Origin of the sequence: Streptomyces sp. P9(2023) (genome assembly GCF_032436795.1) — a bacterium.
Taxonomy (GTDB): Bacteria; Actinomycetota; Actinomycetes; order Streptomycetales; family Streptomycetaceae; genus Streptomyces.
In genome coordinates, this window is record NZ_JAUPWM010000028.1 from 1 (window position 1) to 22,459 (window position 22,459).

Annotated in this window: 19 protein-coding genes, 1 tRNA gene and 1 pseudogene; 14 read left to right on the forward strand and 7 right to left on the reverse strand. The window is 71.3% G+C overall.

All coding sequences use genetic code 11. The features are described from left to right. Positions 1 to 435 precede the first annotated feature (435 nt). Positions 436 to 1,404 carry a DUF5926 family protein gene (locus Q5762_RS27230; protein ID WP_315894885.1) on the forward strand — a complete coding sequence of 323 codons (969 nt, stop codon included), beginning with the start codon at positions 436 to 438 and terminating at the stop codon, positions 1,402 to 1,404. 253 nt (positions 1,405 to 1,657) lie between these two features. Here the strand turns inward: Q5762_RS27230 and Q5762_RS27235 are convergent, their stop codons facing one another. Together Q5762_RS27235 and Q5762_RS27240 are read right to left on the reverse strand one after the other, a co-directional pair. After that, entirely contained in the window at positions 1,658 to 2,260 is a 603-nt protein-coding gene (locus Q5762_RS27235; protein WP_315894886.1) for a hypothetical protein, read from the reverse strand. 196 nt (positions 2,261 to 2,456) lie between these two features. After that, positions 2,457 to 3,137 (reverse strand): bifunctional DNA primase/polymerase, encoded by a 681-nt coding sequence (locus Q5762_RS27240; protein WP_315894887.1) that lies wholly within the window; start codon positions 3,135 to 3,137, stop codon positions 2,457 to 2,459. A gap of 383 nt (positions 3,138 to 3,520) precedes the next feature. Between Q5762_RS27240 and Q5762_RS27245 the strand changes: the two genes are divergently transcribed. Together Q5762_RS27245 and Q5762_RS27250 are read left to right on the forward strand one after the other, a co-directional pair. Further along, positions 3,521 to 5,101, forward strand: a complete 1,581-nt coding sequence (locus Q5762_RS27245; RefSeq protein ID WP_315894952.1) for a PP2C family protein-serine/threonine phosphatase — start codon at positions 3,521 to 3,523, stop codon at positions 5,099 to 5,101. A 169-nt stretch (positions 5,102 to 5,270) separates the two neighbouring features. Next, entirely contained in the window at positions 5,271 to 6,728 is a 1,458-nt protein-coding gene (locus Q5762_RS27250) for an aminopeptidase P family protein (protein ID WP_315894888.1), read from the forward strand. A gap of 112 nt (positions 6,729 to 6,840) precedes the next feature. On the opposite strand, the gene Q5762_RS27255 is transcribed toward Q5762_RS27250, so the two are convergent. Beyond that, positions 6,841 to 7,284, reverse strand: a complete 444-nt coding sequence (locus tag Q5762_RS27255) for an ATP-binding protein (RefSeq protein ID WP_315894889.1) — start codon at positions 7,282 to 7,284, stop codon at positions 6,841 to 6,843. Between the two features lie 231 nt (positions 7,285 to 7,515). On the opposite strand from Q5762_RS27255, the gene Q5762_RS27260 reads away from it, so the two are divergent. From Q5762_RS27260 to Q5762_RS27300, 9 genes and pseudogenes are all read left to right on the forward strand, one after another. Next, positions 7,516 to 8,334: a hypothetical protein gene (locus tag Q5762_RS27260; RefSeq protein WP_315894890.1), complete on the forward strand. Its 819-nt coding sequence runs from the start codon at positions 7,516 to 7,518 to the stop codon at positions 8,332 to 8,334. 154 nt (positions 8,335 to 8,488) lie between these two features. Then, positions 8,489 to 8,860, forward strand: a pseudogene (locus tag Q5762_RS27265) (DUF1775 domain-containing protein); the annotation flags it as partial. Between the two features lie 79 nt (positions 8,861 to 8,939). Then, positions 8,940 to 9,686, forward strand: a complete 747-nt coding sequence (locus Q5762_RS27270; protein WP_315894891.1) for an SCO family protein — start codon at positions 8,940 to 8,942, stop codon at positions 9,684 to 9,686. After that, positions 9,683 to 10,165: a copper chaperone PCu(A)C gene (locus Q5762_RS27275; protein WP_315894892.1), complete on the forward strand. Its 483-nt coding sequence runs from the start codon at positions 9,683 to 9,685 to the stop codon at positions 10,163 to 10,165. Before Q5762_RS27270 ends, Q5762_RS27275 begins: the two co-directional genes overlap by 4 nt. 24 nt (positions 10,166 to 10,189) lie before the next feature. Beyond that, positions 10,190 to 12,172: a copper resistance protein CopC gene (locus tag Q5762_RS27280; protein WP_315894893.1), complete on the forward strand. Its 1,983-nt coding sequence runs from the start codon at positions 10,190 to 10,192 to the stop codon at positions 12,170 to 12,172. A 5-nt stretch (positions 12,173 to 12,177) separates the two neighbouring features. Next, complete coding sequence (gene efeB / locus Q5762_RS27285; protein WP_315894894.1) at positions 12,178 to 13,437, forward strand: iron uptake transporter deferrochelatase/peroxidase subunit; 1,260 nt, start codon at positions 12,178 to 12,180, stop codon at positions 13,435 to 13,437. Positions 13,438 to 13,464: 27 nt separating this feature from the next. After that, complete coding sequence (gene pheA, locus Q5762_RS27290) at positions 13,465 to 14,400, forward strand: prephenate dehydratase (RefSeq protein ID WP_315894895.1); 936 nt, start codon at positions 13,465 to 13,467, stop codon at positions 14,398 to 14,400. Positions 14,401 to 14,974: 574 nt separating this feature from the next. Next, positions 14,975 to 16,264: a serine--tRNA ligase gene (serS, locus tag Q5762_RS27295; protein ID WP_315894896.1), complete on the forward strand. Its 1,290-nt coding sequence runs from the start codon at positions 14,975 to 14,977 to the stop codon at positions 16,262 to 16,264. Then, positions 16,261 to 17,067: an HAD family hydrolase gene (locus Q5762_RS27300; RefSeq protein WP_315894897.1), complete on the forward strand. Its 807-nt coding sequence runs from the start codon at positions 16,261 to 16,263 to the stop codon at positions 17,065 to 17,067. Before serS ends, Q5762_RS27300 begins: the two co-directional genes overlap by 4 nt. Before the next feature lie 35 nt (positions 17,068 to 17,102). Here the strand turns inward: Q5762_RS27300 and Q5762_RS27305 are convergent. The 3 genes from Q5762_RS27305 to lpdA all read right to left on the reverse strand — a co-directional run bounded on the left by Q5762_RS27305 (position 17,103) and on the right by lpdA (position 19,489). After that, positions 17,103 to 17,187 (reverse strand) — tRNA-Ser (locus Q5762_RS27305). Positions 17,188 to 17,369: 182 nt separating this feature from the next. Beyond that, positions 17,370 to 17,990: a rhomboid-like protein gene (locus tag Q5762_RS27310; protein ID WP_399495274.1), complete on the reverse strand. Its 621-nt coding sequence runs from the start codon at positions 17,988 to 17,990 to the stop codon at positions 17,370 to 17,372. Positions 17,991 to 18,085: 95 nt separating this feature from the next. Beyond that, positions 18,086 to 19,489, reverse strand: coding sequence for a dihydrolipoyl dehydrogenase (gene lpdA / locus Q5762_RS27315; RefSeq protein ID WP_315894899.1), 1,404 nt, complete (start codon positions 19,487 to 19,489; stop codon positions 18,086 to 18,088). 170 nt (positions 19,490 to 19,659) lie between these two features. On the opposite strand from lpdA, the gene Q5762_RS27320 reads away from it, so the two are divergent. Both Q5762_RS27320 and Q5762_RS27325 read left to right on the forward strand, forming a co-directional pair. Continuing rightward, a complete protein-coding gene (locus tag Q5762_RS27320) occupies positions 19,660 to 20,340 on the forward strand; it encodes a GntR family transcriptional regulator (RefSeq protein ID WP_315894900.1) in 681 nt (226 codons plus the stop codon). Between the two features lie 128 nt (positions 20,341 to 20,468). Further along, positions 20,469 to 21,665 carry an MFS transporter gene (locus Q5762_RS27325; RefSeq protein ID WP_315894901.1) on the forward strand — a complete coding sequence of 399 codons (1,197 nt, stop codon included), beginning with the start codon at positions 20,469 to 20,471 and terminating at the stop codon, positions 21,663 to 21,665. A gap of 67 nt (positions 21,666 to 21,732) precedes the next feature. On the opposite strand, the gene Q5762_RS27330 is transcribed toward Q5762_RS27325, so the two are convergent. Then, positions 21,733 to 22,452, reverse strand: coding sequence for an ABC transporter permease (locus tag Q5762_RS27330; RefSeq protein ID WP_315894902.1), 720 nt, complete (start codon positions 22,450 to 22,452; stop codon positions 21,733 to 21,735). Positions 22,453 to 22,459: the final 7 nt, after the last annotated feature.

The window sequence follows — 22,459 nt, forward strand, 5'->3', positions numbered from 1 at the left end:
GACGGCGTGGGTTGAGGTCCCAGAGCAACGGCCTGGGCTGTGGCCGCGGGGCGACGGCACGGGCTGGGCTCGCCGACCTCCGGGGCGACGGCGTGGGTTGAGGTCCCAGAGCAACGGCCTGGGCTGTGGCCGCGGGGCGACGGCACGGGCTGGGCTCGCCGACGTCCGGGGCGACGGCACGGGCCTGGGGCGGCCGGGCGACGACATCGGTCGGCGCTGCAGCGCGACGCACAGGCCGGCGCCGCAGCGCGACGCACAAGCCCGCGCTGCGGGGCGACGGCCTGTACTCGGGCCGCCGAGGTCGCCGGGCGACGCCGTCAACCTCCCCGCCTGAGCCCCCCAACCCTCCCGTACGGCTAGGCTCGCCCGACACAGAGTCGTGCACCGCGTGCGGCCCTGCACCACAGCACTGCCGCTATCGGGAGAAGCCACACCATGGCCAAGAAGCGCCCCCAGACGAAGGCTGCCCAGGCACAGGTCACGAACGGGGAGATCCCGGTCGTCGGTGCGCGCGAGCCGTGCCCCTGCGGGTCGGGTCGCCGTTACAAGGCGTGTCACGGCCGGGCCGCCGCGCACGCCGTGACCGAGCTGGTCCAGCGTCCCTTCGAGGGACTGCCCGGCGAGTGCGACTGGGTCGCGCTGCGCGAGCTGGTGCCCGCCGCCACCGTCCCGCTCACGCTGAAGGACGGGCTCCCCGAGGGCGTGCCGTCCGTGACGCTCGCGACCGTGCTGCCCATGGCATGGCCCGCGCTCCGCCGCGACGACGGCTCCGTCCTCCTCGCCCTCCAGAACGACTCCACCTCCGGCGACCTCGCCCGCGACCTCGCCGACACCCTGCTGCGCGCCCTGGAGACGGAGCCGGGCTCTCCGGTCACCGGCCGGCGCGTGCCGGCCGACGGCCCGCGCCTGCAGGATCTGCTCGACCCGAACAGCGATTTCACGCCGGTCGTGCACACGGGCTTCGAATTCTGGATTCCGGAGTCCTCCGAAAACTCCAACCCCGAGGTCACCGCCTCCCTGGAGCGCGCCAACGCCGCCGCGATCCCCACGGTCAAGCTGACCGGCGTGGACTCCTCGTACTGGTGCGAGACCCCGGACAAGAACCACCTGCGCTGGGTCATGCCGCACCCCGAGGAGAAGCTCCTCGACGCGCTCGCCCGGCTGCACGCCGCCGGCACGTCCTCCCTCGGCGGGAACACCCGCCTGGTCGGCTCCTTCCGGGCGCACGGCCTGATGGTCCCGGTCTGGGACCTGCCGACGTCGATGAGCGCCGAGGACTGCGAGAAGCCCGCCGCCGAGTTCGCCGAGCGGCTCGCCGCGGCGCTGGCGACGGACGCCCCGCTGACCCCGGAGGAGCGCCGTTCCCGCGGTGGTCTCACCAACCGTCAGGTCACGCTCAGCTGATACGCGTGGTGCCTGTGGTGACGGTGTTGACTGACAGACCGACCAGTCGGTGACTTCCGCCACAACTCCTCGTGCGGTCAGGTAAATCCCTGTCCGAATAACCGAGATCGAATTTGCGAACAGCCGATCTCTTGTTACCGTTCTAGAAGCCCGGTCGCTGGTGCATCCCCCGTCGCCAGCGATCGGGCCTTCTCATGCCCGGACGGATCCCGGACGGATCTCGTCCGGAAGATCGGCTTCCGCCTCCGGAAGCTCAACTTCCGCCCGCAGCGGCCGTGTTGCTCCCGGCCCGCAGCAGCAGCGGGGTACTGGTTCCCTCTCCCGCGCCGGCGAATTCCGCGACGGCCGAATATGCCGAGACAGCGCCCCGCGCACGCTCCCGGGGTGTTTCGCACGCCCCTGGTTCGTCCCGCGCCGCGACGGCACAACGCACCTGTACGGTCCGCCCGGCGGGCCCCATCAAGGTGAGAATCGCGTCGAGCCGCTGACCACCGGCGTTGCGGTAGTACGTACGCCCCCAGGTGTCCGGGCCCTCCGTGAGCACGCAGGTCTGCGCCTCGATGCCGTCGGGGGAGGTCAGCTCGGGACCGCAGTGCGAGGTACGGGCCGGGACGGCCGCGGGGGGCCCGGTCGGGGCGCTCGCGGCGGAGGGCGGGGGCTCGGTCGGCGGCGTCGCATCCGGCCCGCCGCCGAGGCCGAGACCCGGCAGCAGTCCTGCGTCCGCCGGCGGCTTGGCGTCGCCGTCACCGTCGCCGGGACCGGGGCCGGGGCCGGACGCCTGTCCCGCGAGGGCGACGAGCGGCAGGAGCGTGGCACACACCACGGCGGCCCCGAGCCCGATCATGCGGAGATTCATGGGACCACCTGCCCGAGAACGTGAACGGTCCGCCGAAGATATCGGCGGACCGGGGGCGCATCACGTGCCGCGCGCCCATTTCCCGTACAAGTCGGGCAGCCTCGCACCCGTACGGGTGAGGCGGCGCCCCGCGAGGGCACACCCCCGCTCAGTACGCGAGTGTCCGCCGCCGCCCAGCACGCGGCCCGCTGCCGCTCTAGTACGCGAGTCTGCTGCCACCCCCGGGCGCGCCCGTGCTCGCCTCGACGAGGGCGTCCACGACCGCCTCCACGTCCGGCAGCCAGGGCCGGGCCGAACCCTGCAGCGGCGCACGCTCCCAGCGCACCTGCCCCCTCCCCGCGACCGACGGCGGCAGCAGCAGATAGCCGCCCTCGCCGTGGAACCGCAGCGAACTGGGCACGCTGTCCTTCGCGTAGAGGAGTTCGCCGAGCTGTTCGAGGCCGTACGGAGCGACCAGCAGCGACCAGCGCGTCGGTGTCGCCACCACCGGGCCGAGCCGCATGCCCATCGCGTCGAGTGCGGCCAGGGCGCGCGCCCCCGCGACGGCCGGCAGGCTCACCGCGCACGGCGCGGCGCCGCCGGTGGCCAGGACGACCGGGGCGTCCGGGCGCCGGGTCCACCACCAGCGGATCATGCGCTCGTCGGTGGTGGCCGCGAGCAGTCCGGGGTCGAAGGGGTGGGCGCCGGGGACGACACACCCGGGGTCGGGGCAGGCACAGCCGGCCCCTCTGTTCGTACGGGTCGTCGCCTTCAGCCCCACGCCGGGCAGGACGGGCCAGCCCCACTCGGCGGCGCAGACGAGCGCCGCGTCGAGCTGGACGGTCCTTTGCCTGCGCCGGAGCCGGAACCCGCGTCGCCTTCCGAGGATCTCGCGCATGAGCGCTCGTTCCTTTCCGTTGAACGCCGAATCCACATCACACCATGTGCAGATCACTTCACTGTGCGTAGCAGCGCGTACAAGGTCGGCGGGTCACCGCCCCGTGCGGTGGGGCGGGAGGGGCCGAGCTGAGGCTCGTCGTCCACTCGAGGGGGGCGCGGCCTGCGGCGGTGAGGACGCCCAGGCACCCTGCCAGGTTCCGGGGCCGTTCCAACTGCCCCTGGCCATCACCGATTACGTACCCATCACGTTCAAATCAACGCGCTTTCAAACGACGCCAGTCGACCGCGAATGGTGCACCGAGGGGGCAATTTTCGGCCAACTTGGCCTGCACTTCAACCCTTCTGTCAAACCCCACGGACACCACAAGTCCCGTGGGGACAATGCTGGACATCGCTCCTCTTGTGCGTGTACATGTGGATGCATTGCTAGCGGCGCAGATTGACATGGGGGTTTGCGATGCTATTGAGCGAAACGCACCCGTCGGAAAGCCGGCCGACATGAGCGCCCCACACCTGCCGAAAGTGGCTGGAATCGATTCCACGGTTCCCTCGCCCGCGCACACTACCGCGCCCGTCCCGCCCGTAAACCCCTCCGCGGCGGCCCTACCGGGCATCCCCGGCGCGCTGATCCAGGACCGGCTGGCCGGCTGGGTCTCCGACCTCACCACCCTCCACGAACTCACCGAACGCCTGATCAGGACCGGTTCCCTCGACGAAGCACTGCGCGAGGTGCTGCGCGCCGGCGCCGCCCTCGTCGGCGCCCGCCGCGGCATGGCCGTCTTCGAGCCCGCCGACGGCCTCGGCCCCGCCTCCACCGTCGGCCTCGGGCTCGCCCACGCCGAACTCGGCACGATCGAGACGGTGCCGCGCAGCGCCACCTCCTACGGCCGCATCCTCGACGGCCTCCCCGAACCGGCCGCGCCGGGCACGACCAGCGCTGCCCGCGCCACCGGCGCTGCCGGCGCCCCAAAGGGCGACCCCATCCCCGACCCCATCGCCGTCCCCGACCTGCTCGGCGAGCCGAAGCTCGACCCGCGCCACCGCGAGGTCGCCGCCCGGCTCGGTTACGCCGCCAGCTACGCGCTCCCCCTCGCCACCGAGGCCGCGGGCAAGCTCGGCGCAGTGGTCTGGCTCTACGACGAACCCGCCGAACCCGTCGAACGCCAGCGCGATCTCGTCGGTCTCTACGGCCGGTACGCCACCGAGCACCTCGCCCGCCTCCTGGAACTGGAGCGCGCCCGCGTCCAGGTCGCCACCGTCGCCGAGGAGTTGCTGCCCAGCCGGCTCCCCCGGGTCCCCGGCGTCCAGCTCGCCGCCCGCCACCGCACCGGCCCCCAGGGCGGCGGCGACTGGTACGACGCGCTGCCGCTGCCGGAAGGCGCCCTGGGCCTCGCCGTCGGCTCCGTCTCCGGGACCGGACCGAGCGCGCTCGCCGCGATGGGGCGGCTGCGCGCGTCCCTGCGGGCGTACGCGGTGATGGAGGGCGAGGATCCCGTCGCCGTCCTGTCCGACCTGGAACTCCTGCTCAGGCTCACCGAGCCCGCCCGCTCCGCCACCGCGCTCTTCGCCTACTCCGAGCCCAAGCAGCGCAAACTCGTCCTCGCCGGGGCCGGCCACACCCCGCCGCTGATCATCGGCGAGCACCGCACCGAGTACGTCGAGACCTCGCTCTCGGCACCGCTCGGCATGCTCGCCTGCTGGGAGGCGCCGAGCGTCGAGATCGCCCCCGCCCCCGGAGAAACGGTGCTGCTCTACACCGACGGGCTGCTCCGCCGGACCGGCGAACCCATGGACCGGGCCTTCGCCCGGCTGCACGCCGCCGCCGCGGGCGTCCCGAAGGCGGACCGGGGCGACCCGGGGGCCATCGCCGACCACGTCCTGCGCACCATGCTCCCCGAGGGCCTCGACCGCGAGGTCGTCGACGGAGAGGACGTGGTCCTGCTCGCCGCACTCTTCGAGTGAGCCCGGCATCGTCGAGTAAGCGCGCCCTCGTCGCGTAACTCCGCCTCTTCGAGTAAGCGCAGGTGAGCGGTGTGTGACGTGGCCGCGGTAACAGGCCTTCCGGCCCTGGGCCCCCTTCCGAGCGACCGTACAGTGGAGTGGGTTCAGTGTCGTGAAAAGGAGACCCCCCGTGGCAGACGAGCTCATTCCGGAGACCCCGGACGAGACCGAAGAGCCGATCAAGCAGCGCAAGAACGGCCTGTACCAGAGCGTGTCCGACGAGCTCGCCGAGAACATGAAGACCGGCTGGGCCGACACCGAGCTGCACGACCTGCGGCCGATCGCCCAGGCCGCGCACACCGCCGCCCGTCGCGCCGCGCTGTCCGCGCGCTTCCCGGGCGAGCGCCTGGTGATCCCCGCGGGCAACCTGAAGACGCGCTCGAACGACACCGAGTACAGCTTCCGCGCCTCGACCGAGTACGCCTACCTCACCGGCGACCAGACGGAGGACGGCGTCCTCGTCCTTGAGCCGACGAAGACCGGCCACCAGGCGACGATCTACCTGCTGCCCCGCTCCGACCGCGAGAACGGCGAGTTCTGGCTCGACGGCCAGGGCGAGCTCTGGGTCGGCCGCCGGCACTCCCTGACCGAGGCCGAGCAGCTCCTCGGCATCCCGGCCAAGGACGTCCGCGAGCTCGCCGCCGCCCTCAAGGAGGCCACCGGCCCGGTCCGCGCCGTGCGCGGCCACGACGCCGGCATCGAGGCCGCGCTGACCGACAAGGTCACCGCCGAGCGCGACGAAGAACTGCGCGTCTTCCTCTCCGAGGCCCGTCTCGTCAAGGACGAGTTCGAGATCGCCGAGCTCCAGAAGGCCTGCGACTCGACCGCCCGCGGCTTCGAGGACGTCGTCAAGGTCCTCGACAAGGCCGAGGCGACCAGCGAGCGCTACATCGAAGGCACGTTCTTCCTGCGCGCCCGCGTCGAAGGCAACGACGTCGGCTACGGCTCCATCTGCGCCGCGGGCCCGCACGCCACCACCCTGCACTGGGTGCGCAACAACGGCCCGGTCCGCTCCGGCGACCTGCTGCTGCTCGACGCCGGTGTCGAGACCAACGAGCTGTACACGGCCGACGTGACCCGCACGCTGCCGATCAACGGCCGCTACACCGAGCTCCAGCGCAAGATCTACGACGCCGTGTACGAGGCGCAGGAGGCGGGCATCGCCGCGGTGAAGCCGGGCGCCGCCTACCGCGACTTCCACGACGCCGCCCAGCGCGTGCTCGCCGAGAAGCTCGTCGAGTGGGGCCTGGTCGAGGGTCCGGCCGAGCGCGTCCTGGAGCTCGGCCTCCAGCGCCGCTGGACCCTCCACGGCACCGGCCACATGCTCGGCATGGACGTCCACGACTGCGCCGCCGCCCGCACCGAGACGTACGTCGACACCACCCTTGAGCCGGGCATGTGCCTGACCGTCGAGCCGGGGCTGTACTTCCAGGCCGACGACGTGAGCGTGCCGGAGGAGTACCGGGGCATCGGCGTCCGGATCGAGGACGACATCCTCGTCACGGAGGACGGCCACCGGAACCTCTCCGACTCGCTGCCGCGCCGGTCCGACGAGGTCGAGGCGTGGATGGCCGGCCTGAAGGGCTGAGCTCGTCAACGACGAGGGCCTCCGCCGATGACTGTCGGCGGGGGCCCTTCCGTATCCGGATTCGTAAGTCCGTGTCCGGATACATAAGTCCGTCTACGGATTCGTGCGTCCGTCAGGTCAGCGCGAGCGGGGCGTCCGTACGCCACTTCACGATCTTGTCGAAGCTGACCAGCGCCCCGCCCCGGCCCGTGCGGCCGAAGTGGACATGGTCCGCCAGCTCCTCGATCAGCCGCAGCCCCCGCCCGTTCTCGGCGTCGGCGGCCGCGGCCGCGGGGAGCCGGGAGCCCGAGAAGCCAGGCCCCGCGTCCGCCACCTCGATACGGCAGGTCTCGCCGTCCAGATAGGCCGTGACCCGGTACGCCTCCGAGGCCAGGCCGGAACCCGTGTCCCCGCCGTGCTCCACGGCGTTGGCGCACGCCTCGGTCAGGGCCACCGACAGGTCGTAGGAGACATCGGGGTCGACACCCGCCGTCTCCATCGTGCCGAGCAGCAGCCGCCGGGCGAGCGGCACGCTCGCGGCCTCGCGCCTCAGATGGAGGGACCACCAGATGCTCATGCTTCAGCCTCCTGGCTGCGGCTCGACATGCTGCGGCGCGACATACCGATACCTATTGCCACACTGCGGGGTCCGTAAGCCCCTGGGCCGTAGAAGAGCGCTCGTTCGGCGGATGTGCGTAACCCGTGCGCCGGTGTATGTCGTGCGCGTGACGTGCCCGAAGAGGCCGAAAGGTGACCTTCCGGACCTGCCTCATGGAGGGTGAGGGCCTGGTGCGATGATGGCCCCGCCATGTCTGCCCCCGCGCTCGCGCCACGCCTGCTGAGGGCCGCGGTGTTCACCGCGGTCTGCGTCGCGCTGTCCGGGCTCGGGCACGCGATCGCCGCCTGCGCGGGGATCGCCCTGTGGACCCTCGTCGCCGGTTTCCTGCTCATCTTCGGCGTCACCGTGCTCTTCGCGGGACGGGAACGCTCCCTGCCCGCCATCGTCGCCGCCCTGGCCGCCGGACAGCTCGGACTGCACGTCCTCTTCGGGTTCGGACAGCGGCCGCTCGCGGCCGCCTCCCTCGGCCCGGCCACCGACGACGCGCTCATCCGGATGGCCGCCAAGATCGTCTGCGGCGCCGGGGCGGCCTCCATGAGCGCCGCCGACGCCACCCGGATCCTCAGCGACGCGGGCCTCGACCCGGCCGCCACCGCCGGCCAGGCGCAGGCGGGCCACGTCGGCCACCTGGTTGACGGGGCGGGTGCCGGGGCCGCCCTGCAGGGCGGCGACCTCCTGCCCAACCTGCCGATGGTGCTCGGCCACCTGCTGGCCGCGCTCGCCACCGGCTGGCTGCTGCGCCACGGCGACCTCGCCCTCGGCCGGCTCGCCCGGCTCTCCACCCACGGGGCGACCGAGCTAGCCGAAGGCGCCCTCGTACGCTCGCTGCGCGCCGCGCTGGCGTTCGTACGAGCCCTGCTCTCCGGTCTTCCCGGGCTTCCGGCGGCCGGACCGTCCCGCTCCGTCCGGACCGGTGACGACGCCTCACCGCCGACCGGGGCGGAGGCACTCCAGCACACGGTGATTCGGCGGGGCCCGCCGGCCGCCGACCTCACCCTCGCGGCCTGACGCGGACCGCTCTGCGCTCGACCCCGACGCTCGACGCTCGACTTCGAGCTCGACGCTCGACGCTCGGACAAGGGCGGAGCCCGCGGCCCTTCGTACGCCGTAGCCGGATCCCACCGTTCCGCTCGCCGGGACCATCGCCGGATCCGCCGCGCAACTCTCGCTCGGCCAGCTGCCCGAGAACACCGACCAGTTCGTCATCAAGGCCATCCAGACCTACGACAACGACGAGGTCGTCCGCTGGATCGAGGAGACCAAGGAAGGCGCCGACGAGCCGCAGTTCCCCGCGCCCGTCCTGAAGCTCTCCGCCGCCTCCGACGACCACCACGGCGGTGGCGCGAAGACGGACGAGAAGGCCACCGGCCACGACGACAAGACCAAGGACGGGAAGGGCCACACCGAGACCGCCGCCGACTCCAAGGCCGACACCAGCGACACCACCGCGCGCGTGCTCGGTGCAGTCGGCATCCTCGTCGGAGTCGCCGGCGTCGCCTTCGGTCTGCTCGCCAGCCGTCGCCGCTCGGCCTGAACCGAGTTCAGCGAAGTCCGACAGACCAGCGAAACCGTCGAAACCGCCGAAACCAGAGAGACACGAGAGAGCACGTTCCATGTCAGTGCAGAAGACGCCAGACCAGAAACCGGCCGACCCGGCCCGCGATGAGCGGACCAGGCCGAGCCGTCGCGCACCTCTGATCGCCGCCGCCGTCGCGGTCGTCGCCGCCCTCGCGGTGACGGTCGCGGTCGGCCTCGGCGGCGGAGACGACAAGGCCGGGGGATCCGGCAACGGAGCCGTCGCCGAGGTCTCCGCCGAGAGCGACAGCACCAAGGCGGCGACCGTCCTCGACCGCCCCTTCACCAAGCCCGACCTCGTCCTCACGGACACCAAGGGCCAGAAGTTCGACCTCCGCGAGCGGACCAAGGGCAAGCCGACGCTGATCTACTTCGGCTACACGCACTGCCCCGACGTCTGCCCGCTGACGATGAGCAACATCGCCGTCGCCAAGAAGCAGCTCCCCAAGGCCGACCAGGAGAAGCTCCAGGTCGTCTTCGTCACCACCGACCCAGAACGGGACACCCCGGCCTCACTGGGCAAGTGGCTGCCCGCCGCCGGTGACGCGTCCTTCATCGGCCTCACCGGCGACTTCTCCGCGATCCAGACCGGCGCCCGCCAGATGGGCATCGGCATCGATCCGGCGAAGAAGCAGAAGGACGGCTCGGTCGTCTCCATGCACGGAGCCCAGGTGATCGCGTTCTCGCCCACGACCGACCAGGGCTACGTCCTGTACGGCGAGGACACGACCGTCGACGACTACGCCAAGGATCTGCCGAAGCTCATCAAGGGGGAGAACCCGTGAACCGCCGCACCACCGTCCTTTCCGCCTCCGTCGCCCTGACGGCCGCCCTGGCGCTCTCCGGATGCTCGTCGGACGGTTCGTCCGACGGCTCCGCCGCCGGGTCGGACGGCAAGCCGGAACTAAAGGTCAGCGGCGCGTTCATGCCGCAGCCCGTGATGGACATGGCCGGCGGCTTCCTGACCATCAAGAATGACAGCGGCACCGCCGACAAGCTCACCTCCGTCACCAGCCCGATCTCGGGCGACGTCCAGATCCACGAGTCGAAGAACCAGAAGATGCAGCAGGTGAAGTCCTTCGACATCCCCGCGAACGGCAAGCTCGACCTCGAACGTGGTGGCAGCCACATCATGTTCATGGGGCTGAAGACCAAGCCGAAGCAGGGCGACAAGGTCAGCATCGTGCTGCACTTCGAGAAGGCCGACCCCATCAAGGTCGACCTCCCCGTCGAGGCCGCCACCCACAACCCGAAGCAGCAGTGAGCTACTTGAGGGACTGACACACATATGCCCACCACCACCGCCCCGCGCCTCGGAACCGCCCTGGCCCGGCTGCTGCTGGTCGCCGCCACGCTCCTCGGCGCGCTGCTCGCCGGCGCCGCGCCCGCGTCCGCGCACGCCGCGCTGACCGCCAGCGACCCGCAGGACGGGGCGGTGGTCGCCACCGCCCCCAAGGACATCAACCTCACCTTCTCCGAACAGGTCGCCATGGGCGGCGACTCGATCCGGGTCCTCGACCCGGCCGGAAACCGGGTCGACACCGGAGAGATCCTCGACCTGTGCAGCGGCAGCGTCATCCGGTACGGGGTCAGCCTCCGCTCCGGACTGCCCGAAGGCACCTACACCGTGGCCTGGCAGACCGTCTCCGCCGACAGCCACCCGATCACCGGCGCCTTCACCTTCTCCGTCGGCGCCCCCTCCGAGACCTCCGTCGCCCTCCCCGACCAGGAGGTCGGCGGCGGACTCGTCGGCACGCTGTACGGCATCGCCCGCTATCTCTCGTACGCCTCCTTCGTCGTCCTCGTCGGCGGCAGCGCCTTCGTCCTCGCCTGCTGGCCGCGCGGCGCGAGCGTCCGGCCCATCCAGCGGCTCGTCGTCCGGGTCTGGCTCACGCTCACCGCGGCCACCCTGGTCATGCTGCTGCTGAGGAACCCGTACACCGGCTCGGGCGAACTCGCCGACGCCTTCGACCTGGGCGGTCTCAAGTCCGTCCTGGAGACGAAGACCGGCGCGGCCCTCATCTCCCGGCTCATGCTGCTCGGCGCCGCCGCGCTCTTCGTGGCCGTGCTCTTCGGCACGTACACCAAGCGGACGGACCCGAAGGAGAAGAAGGACCTCACCTTCGGGCTCGCCATCGGCGGCACCGTGGTCGCCGCCGGGATCGCGGGCACCTGGGCACTCGCCGAGCACGCCTCCACCGGCCTCCAGCCGGGGATCGCGATGCCCGTCGACCTGCTGCACCTGCTGGCGGTGGCGGCCTGGCTGGGCGGCCTCACCACACTGCTCGTCGCGCTGTACCGGGCGCCCGGCATCGAGCGGGCGGCGGTGGAACGCTTCTCGAAGATCGCCTTCGGCTCGGTGGTCGTCCTCGCGGCGACCGGGCTCTACCAGTCCTGGCGGCAGGTCGGCTCCTGGTCCGCCCTGACCGGCACACGGTACGGACAACTGCTCCTGGTCAAGATCGGTCTCATCGCCGTCCTGCTCTCCATCGCCTGGATCTCCCGCCGCTGGACCCAGCGCCTCGCCACCCCGGTGGCGGGAGCGGAGGCGGAGCACGAGGAAGCCGAGGCGCAGGCCGCCGAGGCGGAGGAGTCCGAGGAGGAGCCCGACGACGAAGCCGAGTACGAGTCGGAGTCCGAGTCCGGCGACGAGTCCGGTGAGACGGCGGATGCCGAAGCCGACGCCGCCGACCCCGTGCGCGCCGCCCAACTCGCCCGACAGCGGGCCGCCGTCGCCACCGCCCGCAAGAAGCGGGACCGCGACGCCGACCCCGAGCGGACCGGGCTGCGCCGCTCCGTCCTGACCGAGGCGGTCGTCGCCCTGGTCCTGCTCGCCGTGACGACCGTCCTGACCTCGACCGAGCCCGGCCGTACCGAGGAAGAGGCCGGACGCACCCAGTCCGCCGCCGGGTCGACCGCCGTACCGGAGCGGCCCGTGGACATCCGGCTGCCCTTCGACACCGGCGGCGTCAACGGCAAGGGCACCGTCCGGCTCAGCCTCGACCCCGGCCGGACCGGCGCCAACGCCCTGCACGTCTTCGTGGACGGGCCGGACAACCGACCGCTGGACGTACCCGAGCTCAAGGTCGCCTTCACCCTGAAGGCCAAGGACATCGGCCCGCTGCCGGTCGCCCCGGACCGCATCACGGCCGGTCACTGGAGCGCCAACGGGGTGCAGATCCCGATCGCGGGCGAATGGCAGATCCAAGTCACCGTGCGCACCTCCGACATCGACCAGACCACCATCGACAAGAACGTGAAGATCGGCTGACCGACGTGAGCAACGACGACAATCTCGACATCTCCCGGCGACGGCTCCTCGGCACCGTCGGCGCGGCAGGCGCGGCCGGTCTCGCGCTCGGCGCCGCCGGCGGCGCCGGGGTGTACGCCGCGGCCGCCGACTCCGGTTCCTCGGCCGGCGACGCGACGGCCCTGGCCACGGTCGGCTCGACGCGGGCAATGTTTCACGGGAAACATCAGGCGGGGATCACTACTCCTCTCCAGTCTCGGGGCCATCTGATCGCCTTCGACCTGGCGCCGGGCGCCGGCCGCAAGGAGGCCTCCGCCCTGCTGCGGCGCTGGTCCACGACGGCCAAGGCCCTGATGGCGGGCGAGCCCTCGGCCGACGACACCGGCATCGCCCTCGACGCCGGCCCCTCCTCTCTCACGGTCACCTTCGGATTCGGCCACTCCTTCTTCGGGCGTACGGGCCTCACCGCACGCCGCCCCGCGCAGCTCGACCCGCTGCCCGCCTTCTCCGCCGACGCGCTCGACCCGAAGCGGTCCGAGGGCGACCTCTGGGTGCAGATCGGCGCCGACGACGCCCTCGTCGCCTTCCACGCCCTGCGGGCCCTGCAGAAGGACGCCGGCTCGGCCGCCAAGATCCGCTGGCAGATGAACGGCTTCAACCGCTCCGCCGGCGCCACGGCCAAGCCGATGACCGCCCGCAACCTCATGGGCCAGGTCGACGGCACGGGCAACCCGAAGCCGTCCGAGCCCGACTTCGACCGGCGGATCTTCGTCCCCCAGGGGGCCGCCGGATCGCAGGAGTGGATGGCCGGCGGCTCGTACGCCGTCGTCCGCCGGATCCGCATGCTGCTCGACGACTGGGAGAAGCTCCCGCTCGACAAGCAGGAGAAGGTCATCGGCCGGCGCAAGTCCGACGGCGCTCCCCTGACCGGCGGCACCGAGACCACCGAGCTCGACCTGAACAAGACCGGCCCCGACGGCAGGCTCGTCATCCCGGACAACGCCCACTCCCGGATCTCCGCCCCCGAACAGAACGGCGGAGCCGCCATGCTGCGGCGCCCCTTCTCCTTCCACGACGGCATCGGCCCGGACGGCACGCCCGACGCCGGGCTGCTCTTCGTCTGCTGGCAGGCCGACCCGCTCAGGGGCTTCGTGCCCGTGCAGCGCAAGCTCGACCGGGGCGACGCGCTCTCCCCCTTCGTACGGCACGAGGCGAGCGGCCTGTTCGCGGTGCCGGGCGGGCCGGCCGAGGGCGAGTACGTGGGCCAGCGGCTTCTGGAGTCCTGAGGGCGGCGGGCCTATTAGGGTGACCGTATGTCAGCCACCCGGTATACGTATCTCGGCCCCGAAGGCACGTTCACGGAGGCCGCGCTGCGTACGCTGCCCGAGGCCGCGACCCGGGAACTCGTCCCCATGCTCTCCGTCCCGGCCGCCCTGGACGCCGTACGCAACGGTGAGGCGGCGGCCGCGCTCGTACCGATCGAGAACTCGGTGGAGGGCGGCGTCACCGCGACGCTGGACGAGCTCGCCTCCGGCGAGCCGCTGATGATCTACCGCGAGGTGCTCCTCCCGATCGCCTTCGCGCTGCTCGTGCGGCCGGGCACGAAGCTGGGCGAGATCAAGACCGTCACCGGTCACCCGGTGGCGCAGCCGCAGGTGCGGAACTGGCTGCGGGCCCACCTGCCCGACGCCCTGTGGGAGTCGGCGGCCTCCAACGCCGACGGTGCGCGACTGGTGCAGGAGGGCCGGTTCGACGCGGCCTTCGCCGGTGAGTTCGCGGCGGCGACCTACGGCCTGGAGGCCCTGGTCACCGAGATCCACGACGCTGAGAACGCCGAGACGCGGTTCGTCCTGGTGGGCCGGCCGGCCCGGCCCGCGGCGCCGACCGGGGCTGACAAGACGTCCGTGGTGCTGTGGCTGGGTGATGACCATCCGGGTGCCCTCCTTGAGCTGCTCCAGGAATTCGCGGTACGTGGGGTGAACCTGATGCTGATCCAGTCCCGCCCGACGGGCGCGGGCATCGGGAACTACTGCTTCGCCGTGGACGCCGAGGGCCATATCTCGGACCGGCGCGTGGGCGAAGCTCTGATGGGGCTGAAGCGGATCTGCCCGAAGGTGCGGTTCCTCGGGTCGTACCCCCGGGCGGGTGTCACGGTGAAGGACGTACAGGCGCTGCGGCGCGGGACGTCGGACGCTGAGTTCATGGCGGCCTCCGATTGGCTGGCGAGGGCCCAGGACGGTCGGGCCTGACTCGATCGTGCCCCGACCGCTCCCTTCGCGGGGGCGGTCGTCCACAGGCGCGCATCACCGGTCCTATCTGCATATTTTCAATTCCCGCACCAAGTTATCCACAGGCGATCGCGCAGCCCTGGGGACAAGTCGATACGACGGGCGGCCAAGGTCGACAAATCGCCCCGGTCGGCTTCCGTTCACCCACAGAGCGCAGCTCAGCCAGCGTCACCCCCGCTCCATTGATCAACTCTTTAGAGCGAGGAATTCCCACTCGGACGAGTGTGCGCGGCAGGTTTGATCATCATTACGCCCAGGAATTCGTTCACCATCCACAGAAGTTCCGCACAGCCTGTGGAAAACTTTCGGTGGCCCGGCGGCACTGTGGAGAAGTCTGGGAAAGCGCCGGGGAAGTCCCTTGATCCACACGGCGGTTCGGTCAAGCCGCGCACACCGATCCGCCCCTTTTCGGGGGTCCCTGTACCGTTTATTGACGAATAGGGAGAGCATTTCCGAATACCGGCAATTCGGGCAAAGCGACACGCATGGCTATATCGGTTGGGGTGGCGCGAGCCCGCACCGGTAGCCTGGTGGGGTGATTGACCTTCGCCTGCTCCGTGAGGACCCCGACCGTGTTCGCGCCTCCCAGCGCGCCCGTGGAGAGGACGTCGCGCTCGTCGACGCCCTGCTCTCCGCCGATGAGCGGCGCAGGTCGTCCGGCGTCCGTTTCGACGAGCTCCGCTCCGAGCAGAAGGCGCTCGGCAAGCTGATCCCCAAGGCCTCCCCCGAGGAGCGCGCCGAGCTCCTGCAGAAGGCCGAGCAGCTCAAGACCGACGTCAAGGCCGCCGAGGCCGAGCAGAACGAGGCCGACGAGACCGCGCGCGCCCTTCTGCTCCAGCTCGGCAACATCGTCCACACGGACGTGCCGGTCGGCGGCGAGGAGGACTTCGTCGTCCTGGAGACGCACGGCACGATCCGCGACTTCGCGGCCGAGGGCTTCGAGCCCAAGGACCACCTGGAGCTCGGCGAGGCGCTCGGCGCCATCGACGTCGAGCGCGGCGCCAAGGTCTCCGGCTCGCGCTTCTACTACCTCACGGGCGTCGGCGCCCTGCTGGAGCTGGCCCTCGTCAACGCGGCGATCGCGCAGGCGACCGAGGCCGGCTTCATCCCGATGCTGACCCCGGCGCTGGTCCGCCCGCGCGCCATGGAGGGCACCGGCTTCCTCGGCCAGGCCGCGGAGAACGTGTACCACCTGGAGAAGGACGACTTCTACCTCGTCGGCACGTCCGAGGTCCCCCTCGCCGCGTACCACATGGACGAGATCATCGACGCCGACAAGCTCCCGCTGCGCTACGCCGGCTTCTCGCCGTGCTTCCGCCGCGAGGCCGGCACGTACGGCAAGGACACCCGGGGCATCTTCCGGGTCCACCAGTTCGACAAGGTCGAGATGTTCTCGTACGTCGCTCCCGAGGACGCGGAGAACGAGCACAGGCGGCTCCTCGACTGGGAGAAGCAGTGGCTGACCAGCCTTGAACTGCCCTTCCAGGTCATCGACGTGGCCACCGGCGACCTCGGCTCCTCCGCCTCGCGCAAGTTCGACTGCGAGGCGTGGATCCCGACGCAGGGCAAGTACCGCGAGCTGACCTCCGCGTCGAACTGCGACGGCTTCCAGGCCCGCCGCCTGTCCGTGCGGATGCGCGACGACCGGGGCGGCAAGAAGGTCGTCCAGCCGCTGGCGACCCTCAACGGCACGCTGTGCGCCGTGCCGCGGACGATCGTGGCGATCCTGGAGAACCACCAGCTCGCGGACGGCTCGGTGCGCGTGCCGGAGGTGCTGCGGCCGTACCTGGGTGGCCGCGAGGTCCTGGAGCCGATCTCCAAGTGAGCCCCTTCCCGTACAAGCTCGTCGCGACGGACCTCGACGGCACGCTGCTGCGCGCCGACGAGTCCGTCTCGGACCGTACGCGTGACGCCCTCGCCGCCGTCGTGGCGGCGGGGGCCGCGCACATCGTGGTCACCGGCCGGTCCGTCCCCTGGACCCGGCACATCCTCGACGACCTCGGCTACGAGGGGCTCGCGGTGTGCGGTCAGGGCGCGCAGGTCTACCACGCGGGCGAGCACCGGCTGCTGACCTCGGTGACCCTGGACCGGCAGTTGGCGGGCCTGGCGCTGTCGAAGATCGAGGCCGAGGTGGGGCCGCTGGCCCTGGCCGCGAGCCGGGACGGTCTGGACGGCGCGGTGCTGATCAGCCCCGGGTACCGGGTGCAGGAGGGGCCGCTGCCGTACCTCCCGTTCGAGGACCCGGCGGAGCTGTGGTCCGCCCCGCTGAACAAGGTGTACATCCAGCACCCCACGCTGTCCGACGACGAGCTGGCGGGCGCCGCCCGGCGGACGATCGGCAGCCTGGTGGACGTGGTCATGGCGGGTCCGGGGATCGTGGAGATCCTCCCGCTCGGCCTGAGCAAGGCCACCGGCCTGTCGCTCGCGGCGCGCCGGCTGGGCATGAAGGCGACGGACACGATCGCCTTCGGCGACATGCCCAACGACATCCCGATGTTCGGGTGGGCGGCGCGTGGTGTGGCGATGGAGAACGCGCACGCCGACCTGAAGGCGGTCGCGGACGAGGTGACGACCTCTAACGAGGACGACGGCATCGCGGTGGTGCTGGAGCGCCTGCTCGCGGCGTAGGGCGGTTACGGGGCGTACGGCGGGTTCTCGTGCGGCGGAGGATGCGCGGATCGAACGCGCGCGGGGGTGACCCCGACCATGGCTTAGCAAGCCAGTGCCTTACCGCTCGGCCAATCCTCCGGGTGGGCGGCCCGCGCGGAGAACCCGCGCGCTCGAAGCGGCCGCCCCGGCGGCGCTAGGGGGCGCCGCCCTGCAGGGAGCTCGACGGACTCGAACTCCGGCTCGAACTGGTGTCGGTCATGGTCGCGCTCCTCCCCGGTCTCATGGCGGGCCAGGCCTCACCGCGGGTGTTTCCCGCACAACTACTGTGCGCCCGGGGCTCGTTCCCGCGCCACCGGTTTTCCGCGCGGGCCCACGCCCCGCGTCAACGGCCAGAACGCGAGCCCGATGGCCAGCGAGATCGCGTGCCCCAGATCCGTGTACGTGTGGTTCGTGCACAGCGGTACGGCGAAGAAGGCCACCGCCCCCGCCAGATAGAGCCACCGCCACGGCCGCGGGATCCGGTACGTGAGGATCCCGGCCGAGGCCGCGAGCCCGTAGCTGACGCCGATGTCCACCACGTGCGCCATGCTGCGCGGCACGTCGTGGTCCTGGATCGCTTCCAGGACGACCTTCTGGCTGATCAGCGTCGCCGCGATGTGCGCCGTGGCGACGACGACGAACCAGCGCAGCGTGCCGAGCCAGCGCTCGACGGGCGCGTGGAAGACCTCGAACAGCACCGCGTAGAGGACGAAGGCGGCCGGGTTCTCGATCCAGAACGCGCTGCCGAGGAGTGCCCGGACCGGGTGGTGCGAGAGCTGGTACAGATTGCTGCTGTTGCGGTGGAGCAGGTAGTGCTCCAGACCGTCGGAGGCCAGCGCGATGACCACGCTGGTGATCGCGATGACCAGCAGCCACACATGCGTACCGGGTGACGAACGCACCCACGACCTGATCGGTCGGGACGGTTCGCCACCCGGCGGCGGGGGTTCGGGCGTCGGCACCCTTCAGTGCCTATCACCCGGAGCTGAGGGAAACCTCAGAAATTGATCATGTGTCCGGCAAGACCGTGGATCGCTTCCTTCACGGCCTCCCCCAGAGTCGGGTGCGCGTGGACGTTCCGCGCGACCTCGTTGACCGTCAGGTCCCACTGCTGGGCCAGGGTCAGCTCGGGCAGCAGCTCGGTGACGTCGGGGCCGATCAGGTGGGCGCCGATGATCTCGCCGTACTGCGCGTCGGCGATGATCTTGACGAAGCCGGTGGAGTCGCCGAGGCCGTGCGCCTTGCCGTTCGCGGTGAACGGGAACTTGGCGACCTTGACGTCGTACCCCTTCTCCCGCGCCTGCGCCTCGGTCCAGCCGAAGCTGGCGATCTGCGGCTGGCAGTAGGTGGCGCGCGGGATCATCGGGTAGTCGAGCTCCATCGTCTCGGCGTCGCCGATGGTCTCGGCGGCGACGACACCCATGGCCTCGGCGGTGTGCGCGAGCATCAGCTTCGCGGTGACGTCACCGATGGCGTAGATGTGCGGCACGCTGGTGCGGCAGCGGCCGTCGACGTCGATGGCGCCGCGCTCGGTGAGCGCGACCCCGGTGTTCTCCAGGCCGTAGCCGGAGACGTTCGGGGCGAAGCCGATGGCCTGCAGGACCTTGTCGGCCTCCAGGACCTTCTGCGCGCCGTCCTTGCCGGTGACGGTGACACGCACCTGCGGGCCGGACTCGTCGATCGCCTCGACGCGGGTGGAGGTCAGGACGTCGATGCCGAGCTTGCGGTACTGCTTGGCCAGCTCCTTGGAGACGTCGGCGTCCTCCAGCGGCGCGATCCGGTCGAGGAACTCGACGACCGTGACCTTCACGCCGTAGTTGTGGAGCACGTACGCGAACTCGATGCCGATCGCGCCGGCGCCCGCGATGATGATCGACTGCGGCACGTCCTCGGCGAGGATCTGCTCCTCGAACGTCACCACGCGCTCGCTGCGGGCGGTGCCCGGCAGCAGCTTCGGGGTGGCGCCGGTGGCGATGATGCAGTTGTCGAAGGTGATCGTCTGCGCGGTGCCGTCGGCCTTGTTCACCTGCAGGGTGTTCGCGTCCAGGAAGGTGCCCCGGCCGTCGAACTCCGTGATCCCGTTCTTCTTCATCAGGAAGTGGACGCCCTTGACCCGGCCGTCCGCGACCGTGCGGCTGCGGCTGAACGCCTCGCCGTAGTCGAAGGAGACGGTGCCGTCGACCTTGATGCCGAAGGTCTTGGCCTCGTGGTTGAAGATGTGGGCCAGTTCGGCGTTGCGCAGCAGTGCCTTGGTGGGGATGCAGCCGACGTTCAGGCAGACACCGCCCCAGTACTTCTCTTCGACGACCGCGACCCGCTTGCCCAGCTGGGCGGCGCGGATGGCGGCGACGTAGCCGCCGGGGCCAGCTCCGAGTACGACGACGTCGAAGCGGTCTGACATGACTGACTCCCGAGAGTGGTGAGGGTGTTCGTGTCCCGTACGTGGCCACAGTAGTCCGGTGCCCTGACGGGAGCCCGGGTAGCCGGTGGGGGTGTGGAGAACTTGTAGGATGACTGGGCAACCGGGCGAATGATGGTGGGAGTGCTGGTCGGAGTGGTGGTGCAGCGGTGATGGCGTTGAAGGCGGCGGGGCGGACCTCGCTGGTGGACTCGGTCGTCGAGCAGCTGCGGGAGCAGCTCGCGAACGGCGAATGGGCGGTCGGCGACCGCATCCCGACCGAGCACGAGCTCGCCGAGCAGCTGGGCGTCGGCCGCAACACGGTCCGCGAGGCGATCCGGGTCCTGGTCCACGCCGGGCTCCTGGAGTCCCGCCAGGGCAACGGCACCTTCGTCCGGTCGACCGCCGATCCCGCGGCCGTACTGCGCGGGATGCGCCACGCGGGTGCACGGGACGTCCTGGAGCTGCGGGTGGCACTGGAGGCCGAGGCGGCGCGGCTCGCGGCGGTCCGGCGGGACACCCACGACCTGCTCCGGCTGCGGGCCGCGCTCACGACGCTGCGCGAGGAGGGCGACCGCGACGCGGACGCCGACCTGGCCTTCCACCTGGCCGTGGTCGCGGCCACGCACAACGCGGCCTTCACCGAGGTGTACCGCTTCTTCTCCGCCCAGGTGCACGAGGTGCTCGTGGACGCGCTCGGCGACCGGGAGATGCCGCCGGTCGACATCGACGCGCACGAGGCGCTGGTCGCGGCGATCGAGTCGGGCGACGCGGAGGCGGCCGAGGCGGGTGCCCGGGAGCTGCTGCGGGTGCCGATGGAGACGGTGGCGGCGCTGACGGGGGAGGCACGGTGACGACGGGGACGGAATCGGGCCGCCACGCGCGCGTGGAGACTCGGGCCGCCGCTCAAGGAACAACCGCCGCTCAAGGGCCATCATCCCCTCCGGGGACATCAGCCCAAGCGGGCGCGGGGCGGCGGGCGTTGCTCGCCCACCCGTTCCTCCTCATGGCCGCGATCGTGCTGGCCTCGGTCAACATGCGGGCCGCCCTGGCGAGCGTGGCACCGCTGGTGGGCGAGATCGCGGCGGACTTCGGCCTGTCGTCGACGGCCAGTTCACTGGTGACGTCCGTGCCCGTGCTCTTCCTGGGCGCGGGCGCGCTGGTGGCGCCCTGGCTGGGGCGGCGCTTCGGCATCGAAGCGGTGCTGGCGGCGGCGCTGGTCCTGCTCGGCGCCGGCATCCTGGTGCGGGTCCTGCCGTCGGTGTACGCGCTGTACGGCGGCGGTGTCCTGGTCGGTACGGCGATCGCCCTGCTCAACGTGTTGATGCCGGGCCTGATCAAGCGGGACTTCGCCGACCGGGCCGCGTCGATGACCTCGCTCTACACGGGCGCGATGATCGCGGGTGCCACGGTCGTCGCGGCTGCTGCGGTGCCGCTGGAGGAGGCCTTCGGCGGGAGCTGGGAGGCGTCGCTCGCCTGCTGGTCGCTGCTGGCCGCGTTGGCGGCGGTGGCCTGGCTCCCGCAGGTGCTGCTCGCCAGGGGCGGTACGGCCAGGGGAAGTCGTACGGTCCAGGAGGCGCGCGCCGACGCCGTGTCGGCGGTGCCCGCGCGGAGCGTCTGGCGCTCGGCACTCGCCTGGCAGGTGACCCTCTTCATGGGCCTGCAGTCCCTCTGGACGTACGTCCTGATCGCCTGGATGCCGACGATCTTCACGGATCACGGTATGAGCCGCTCGACGGCCGGCGTGCTGTTCGCCTTCAACACCCTGACGCAGGTGGCGGGGGCGTTCGCGGTGCCGCTGCTCGCGGGCCGGATGCGGAGTCAGCGCCCGCTGGTCGTCCTCGTCACGACGCTGGTCGCGGCGGGTTACGCGGGCTTGATGATCGCGCCCGTGCAGGGGGCCTGGCTCTGGTCCGCGCTGCTCGGCGTCGGCCAGGGCGGCGGGGTCGGCCTCGCCCTCACCCTGATCGTGCTCCGGGCGGGCGACGCGGTGACCGCGTCCCGGCTCTCCGGGATGGCGCAGACCGTCGGCTATCTGCTGGCGGCGGCCGGACCGCTGGCCGCCGGTGCGGTCCACCAGGCGACCGGCTCGTGGACGGTGCCGATCGTCCTGGTGCTGTGCGTCTGCGCGGCGGCCCTAGGGATCGGCCTCCTCGCGGCAAGGGACCGCAAGGTCTGAGGCGCTTGAGGCCGTTGAGGGGCCCGGGGCCGCGTCTTCGCGACGCGGCCCCGGGACCGACGGCGTCCTACTCCTCGCCCGCCAGCTTCAGCGTCCGCAGCTTCTGGCCCGCGTACCAGGTCGCCAGGACCGTCACGCCGACCAGCAGCGACACCGCGACCGGCAGGCCGACGTCCGAGGTGACGAGACCCTCGCCGCTGACCTTCTGCGCGACCGCGAGCGCCCACTGCTGCACGCTGAGCGTCTTCGCACCGTCGATCAGCGAGCCGAACAGGGTCTCCCAGACCAGCGCGTACACGAGCCCGATGACCACGGCGTGCCGGCTGACGGTGCCGAGCAGGAGAAAGAGCGCGCTGTACGCGATGGAGGCGACCAGCGCCGCGACCGTGTAGGCGACCGCCACCTGCTGGCCGTTGCCGTTGAGGATCACGCCGGCGAGGAACGTGGGCACGGCCGAGAAGACCATGGTCACGGCGATCGCCACGATCAGCTTGGTGAAGATGATCGAGGGCCGCTTCAGCGGCTTCGACAGCAGATAGACGATCGAACCGTCGTCGATCTCCGGGCCGATCGCGCCCGTCCCGGCGATGACACCGATCAGCGGCACCATCGTGGCAAGCGCGAAACCACCGAGGACATCGGCCGCGATCTGGTCGTCGGCGCCGTTGAACAGCCGCACCGCGGCGGCGAGCAGGAGCAGGAGCGCGGGCAGCGCGAAGAGGATCAGTGCCCGCCTGCGGCCGAGAAGAGCCCGGTAGGTGAGCCGGGCGACTGTGGGGTTGTACATCGGTCAG